This is a genomic window from Bacillus sp. JJ722 (genome assembly GCF_036963345.1).
Lineage (GTDB): Bacteria > Bacillota > Bacilli > Bacillales > DSM-1321 > Bacillus_AD.
Window position 1 is genome coordinate 1 of record NZ_JBALMO010000310.1, and the last position, 1,684, is coordinate 1,684.

Genomic DNA, 1,684 nt, shown 5'->3' on the forward strand with positions numbered 1-1,684 from the left:
ATTTAATAAAAATAGTATAAAGTGTTTTGTGAAAGCTGTTATTAACACGCTTGTTTGTATTGGGAGGTACTTTAAAAATGAAAAAAATCACATTGGAGAAATTATCTGTAAGAAGTATTTCATTGACAGCTGCAGCAATCATTATGCTGTGGATCAAAACATATATTACTTATAAAACTAGTTTTGAAATTCCAATCGAAAATACTATGCAAGAGTTTATCTTGTTTATTAGTCCTTTAAGTTTCTTAATGTTTATCTTTGGTCTAGGCTTATTCTTTAAAGATAAAAGAAGACCTAAGTTTATCATTATTACGAGTCTTGTATTGTCTATTATTTTATACGGGAATGTTCTTTATTACCGAGAGTTTACAGACTTCTTAACAATTGCATTATTGTCCCAAGCAAGTGTTCTTGGAGATTTAAAGGGTAGTATCTTTAGTATGTTAACACCTTGGGACGTACTATTCTTCCTGGATGTTATCATTTTATGCTTAATTGTTAAATATAAACCTTCGTTTGTTGTGAATAAAACATATTCTAAAACAAATCGTCGTGTATATTTTTTACTTGTCATTGCTCTTGGCTTTTTTAACTTAGGGTTAGCAGAAATGGAACGTCCACAATTATTAACAAGAACTTTCGACCGTGAAATGCTTGTAAAGAATATCGGATTATACAACTATCATATTTATGATATTTACTTGCAATCGAAATCATCTGCACAAAAAGCGTTTGCCGACGGAAGTGAGTTGGCTGAGGTAGAGAACTATGTGAATGCTAACTATATACCACCGAATAGTGAAATGTTTGGTGCTGCTAAAGGCAAAAATGTTATTATGATTTCAATGGAGAGCACACAGAATTTTGTAATAAACAATACTGTGAATGGCGAAGAAATTACACCGTTCTTAAATGATTTTATTAAAGAAAGTTATTACTTTGACAATTTCTATCACCAAGTTGGACAAGGTAAGACATCTGACTCAGAATTCATTGTGGAAAACTCACTTTATCCATTAGATCGTGGTGCTGTATTCTTTACAAATTCACAGAACGAATATAAAGCAACACCAGAAATTTTAAATGAAAATGGCTATACGACAGCATCATTACATGCCAATAATAAAAGTTTCTGGAATCGTGATGTGATGTACCAAGCTTTAGGATACGAAAATTTCTATGACATTGAAGATTATGAAGTTACCGAAGAGAATTCTGTCGGATGGGGCTTAAAAGATAAAGAGTTCTTCGATCAATCTATAGAACATCTAAAAGAGATGGAAGCTACAGGAAAACCTTTCTATGCGAAATTCATTACACTAACAAACCATCATCCATTTGAATTGGATGAAGAGGATGCGTCAATTGAAAAGTATAATTCTAATTCGACGACATTAAATAATTACTTCCAAACTGTACGCTATCAAGATGAAGCACTTGAACAATTTATTAATAAACTGAAAGAAGAAGGTTTGTATGAAGATTCTATTATAGTGCTCTATGGTGACCACTATGGTATTTCAGAGAATCACAATAAGGCAATGGCTCAGTATCTAGGTAAAGAAGAGATTACACCATTTGATTCTGTACAATTACAACGAGTGCCGTTCATTGTCCACATTCCAGGACAGGAAGGGCAAACAATCTCTAAAGTATCTGGGCAAATTGATGTTAAACCAACATT

1 protein-coding gene is annotated in these 1,684 nt (G+C 32.5%); it reads left to right on the plus strand.

Annotated elements, in window-relative coordinates:
* Positions 1-77: 77 nt before the first annotated feature.
* Positions 78-1,684 (plus strand): LTA synthase family protein (locus tag V7014_RS24775; RefSeq protein WP_335511384.1); only part of this gene is annotated, 1,607 nt, incomplete at its 3' end.